Origin of the sequence: Clostridium sp. CX1, from assembly GCF_025398335.1 — a bacterium.
In the GTDB taxonomy this organism is placed as follows: domain Bacteria; phylum Bacillota; class Clostridia; order Clostridiales; family Clostridiaceae; genus Clostridium_AM; species Clostridium_AM tanneri.
The window spans coordinates 1-3,234 of sequence record NZ_JAODOO010000042.1 but is presented as its reverse complement, the minus strand read 5'-3'; the positions used below and the strand labels follow the sequence as shown (position 1 = coordinate 3,234).

Genomic DNA, 3,234 nt, shown 5'->3' with positions numbered 1-3,234 from the left:
ACGTAAATATTTTAAAACTAAATATAAGGAAATTAGAGCCTAGAAATAGTCTCTTTTTATTTTGTAAATTGGAGGTTTTACATGAATGAACTAGAAACATTACAGGACCATGAAAAGAGAATAAGAAGACTTGAAGAAAGTGATATAGAGCAAAGGATGCAGCTGGCCAGTATAGAAAAGTCACAAGCAGAAATAAAACTAATGATTAATGAAAATTCAAAGGAACAACAAAAGACCCTTAATGAGTTTACAGAAAAAATAGTAACTACATTTACTAGTAACATAACCGAAGATAACAAAACTAAGAATAAGATTAAATTTTATAACACTAAAGAATTTTGGGCTATTACTGCAGCTGTAGTTACTGCGGTAGTAGCCTATTTTAGTAAATAAAATAGATACTATTAACACTTTAATCATGACAACATATTTTAGATAGGAGGATGATTTTTATGAGTAAGTTCGCAATAGATCCAGGGCATGGAAATGTAAATGGAAGTTTGGGTGGAGATGGAGGAGCAGTAGGATATTTAATTGAACAGGATTGTGCGTTAGATATAGCCAATAGAGTTATTGCTAAACTACAATCCTTAGGACATCAAGCATATAATGCAAGACCTTCTAGAGCTTCAAGTGTTACAGATAGTTTGCAGAAGAGATGTGATGCGGCTGCTAGTGCTGACTATTTAGTCTCTATACACTTAAATGCAGGCGGCGGAAAAGGTAGTGAAGTATTTGCCATGAGTACTGCAGGAAAGTCACTAGCTAGTAAAGTTCAAAATGAATTAGTTAAGTTAGGATTTGTTAACCGCGGGGTAAAAGATGGTAGTGGCTTATATGTTATAAAGCATAGTAAGCCAGTAGCTATACTGGTAGAGGTATGTTTTGTAGATACTCAATCAGATGCAGATCTGTACAATAAATTAGGAGCAGATGCAATAGCTACAGCAATAGTACAAGGCCTTACTGGACAAACAGTGCAAAGTAAACCAACAAATGGAGGGGGAAACAAGAAAATGAAAAAATTAGTTGTATATGGCGAAGGACCAGATAAAAGAGCTGCTGAATATTTAGCAGATTTTTTAAGATGTCCTATCTGTAACAAGGATAACCTTACTCAGGATGTAATTGACTTTACGGAAAATATTTATATGGTAGGTGGTACTTGGAAACCTAGTGATAACACTGTACTAATATCTGGTTCTGATAGATTTGAAACTATAAAAGCTGTTTTAAAACAAGTTGGAAAACTATAATAGGGAGTCTGAAAAGGCTCTCTTTTAGTTTGTAAAAATAAAGTTTGGAGGAATATTTATGAATATAAAGAAGCGTCTACAAAATAAAGCATTCTGGGTAGCACTTGCTGCATTTATATCACTCATGGCAAAGACATTCAATCTATTTACTGTACCAGATAACTATAATGACCTAGTAAATACATTACTAGGTATTTTAACTATGGTAGGTATAATAATAGATCCTATTACTCCTGGAATATCAGACAAATAATAAAAGCCCCAGGCACACGCCTAGGGCTTTTATTATTTTAACTTAAACTTTAATAACGCTTCAGATTCTGGGTAATACATAAAAGTTAAGGAAGTACTGTCTTTTGGAACTTCAAATGTTATAGTTCCTTCAACTTCGCCACCACCTGCAATTTTACCAGAATCAAGTCTCTTTCCAATGGAGCTTATAGATGTGTCTAGTATTTGACCTTTATCTGTTTGTATTTTAAAATCAGATTCACCGTATGATAATGTATCATTACTGATATTTTTTTTCTTTACTGTTATAATGGCAAATACATATCCTTCCTTCGGTTTATCAAAGTCTTGTCCCTCAGATAACTCGAATTTTGTTACAGTAAATGATGCCCTTCCTATCTTGGCTTCTTCATTAAGATTATATAATTTTGAATCTGGATTTACCTGAGTATTAGCACTTTTTCCATTACCATTAAATGCTTTATTTAAGTTTCCAGTTAAGGCTCCAAGTAAATCATCAGTAGGTTCTATTAACCACCCTTTATCTCCTTTAACTAATTTAATATCAACATCAGTTGTTGTTTTAGTTGCATTAGGATCATTAATTGCATTTAAAAATGATTGCAGTAATTGAGCCTTAGCATCATCAGCTTTATTCGAAAGAGCAGAGGCAAAAAGTGAAGGCATTAAATCGGCTACTATTTTGCTATATATTCGAGGTAGATCTAAGGAAGTTACTTTAGCCTTTACTGTAGCATTACTGCCTTCAACAGTTGAAGAAACTATTTCATAACTTACCTTTGGTAAAATAGCTTTAACTAGTTTCTCTTGTTCAGCATCTTCAAATTTAAAAATATCCTTCTTTACGTCCTTCTTTACATATGTAGCCATAGAGTTAACATCAGCCTTTTTTACTGCATCAAAGAAGTTTTTCACTGTTGCATCTGGTTTAGGACCACATGCAACTAGCGTTAGTGTAAATACTACTAACGTTAACATTACAGTAATTTTTTTTACTATTTTCATATTTATTCCCCCTTGAGATTACGATACTATCATTATTACAAAAAAATCATATTTATGTCAAATGAGTACTTTTTAGGAATAAATTATATATAATTAGACGAAATATTAAAAATAAAGACTAGTATTAACCCTGTGAGTCATTTTTAAGGGTTAATACTAGTCTTTATATTGTTTATAGCGTTATCTGTTATATGTATAAATATCCTTATCACCGTCAGGTACTTTAGGTGTCGCATATACATCTAAGGAACCTTTTTTACTTAGTAAAGAAAATTAGGGCGTTGACTACAAACTAATGTTCTTATATAATGTAAATTAATAGAAACAGGTGTTTGGTATTAAAATATGCATTAAATAATTGCAAATGAATATTGTTTAAGATGTAGAAGATTAATTAAGGGAGAAGAGGGGTATTATGGCTGATAAAAAGATAACTGAAAAACAAAAGAATTTACTAAAAGCAATAAGAAATTACATTGATGAACATGGCTATTCACCAACAATAAGAGAACTGTGTACTATACTAAAGCTAAGTTCTACATCAACAGTACATGGATATCTTCAACGTTTAGAAAGTGGTGGATATATCACAAGATTAGATAAAGGGCCAAGAACTATTCGATTAACTAAAACAATATAATACTGGTATAAATAAAGGCACTAGGAATATTTTCATCCTTAGTGCCTCTATTTAATAGTAATTTATAACATTGTGGTACAT

5 protein-coding genes are annotated in these 3,234 nt (G+C 31.8%); 4 read left to right on the top strand and 1 reads right to left on the bottom strand.

Translation table 11 applies throughout. The features are described 5' to 3' along the window. The first annotated feature begins 81 nt into the window (after positions 1-81). The 3 genes from N4T77_RS19975 to N4T77_RS19965 are packed head-to-tail and all read left to right on the top strand — an operon-like array spanning position 82 to position 1,509. On the top strand, positions 82-393 hold the full coding sequence (locus tag N4T77_RS19975) for a hypothetical protein (protein WP_261673620.1): 312 nt from the start codon (positions 82-84) through the stop codon (positions 391-393). A gap of 59 nt (positions 394-452) precedes the next feature. Next, positions 453-1,256: an N-acetylmuramoyl-L-alanine amidase gene (locus N4T77_RS19970; RefSeq protein ID WP_261673619.1), complete on the top strand. Its 804-nt coding sequence runs from the start codon at positions 453-455 to the stop codon at positions 1,254-1,256. 58 nt (positions 1,257-1,314) lie between these two features. Further along, positions 1,315-1,509, top strand: coding sequence for a phage holin (locus N4T77_RS19965; protein WP_261673618.1), 195 nt, complete (start codon positions 1,315-1,317; stop codon positions 1,507-1,509). A 32-nt stretch (positions 1,510-1,541) separates the two neighbouring features. On the opposite strand, the gene N4T77_RS19960 is transcribed toward N4T77_RS19965, so the two are convergent. Continuing rightward, positions 1,542-2,513: a DUF4352 domain-containing protein gene (locus N4T77_RS19960; protein ID WP_261673617.1), complete on the bottom strand. Its 972-nt coding sequence runs from the start codon at positions 2,511-2,513 to the stop codon at positions 1,542-1,544. A gap of 415 nt (positions 2,514-2,928) precedes the next feature. On the opposite strand from N4T77_RS19960, the gene N4T77_RS19955 reads away from it, so the two are divergent. Then, positions 2,929-3,153, top strand: coding sequence for a LexA family transcriptional regulator (locus N4T77_RS19955; RefSeq protein ID WP_261673616.1), 225 nt, complete (start codon positions 2,929-2,931; stop codon positions 3,151-3,153). Positions 3,154-3,234: the final 81 nt, after the last annotated feature.

Bases quoted from the DNA above. Each gene is read 5' to 3' on its own strand.
- N4T77_RS19975 (WP_261673620.1), top strand. From the start codon at position 82: ATGAATGAACTAGAAACATTACAGGACCATGAAAAGAGAATAAGAAGA.
- N4T77_RS19970 (WP_261673619.1), top strand. From the start codon at position 453: ATGAGTAAGTTCGCAATAGATCCAGGGCATGGAAATGTAAATGGAAGT.
- N4T77_RS19965 (WP_261673618.1), top strand. From the start codon at position 1,315: ATGAATATAAAGAAGCGTCTACAAAATAAAGCATTCTGGGTAGCACTT.
- N4T77_RS19960 (WP_261673617.1), bottom strand. From the start codon at position 2,513: ATGAAAATAGTAAAAAAAATTACTGTAATGTTAACGTTAGTAGTATTT.
- N4T77_RS19955 (WP_261673616.1), top strand. From the start codon at position 2,929: ATGGCTGATAAAAAGATAACTGAAAAACAAAAGAATTTACTAAAAGCA.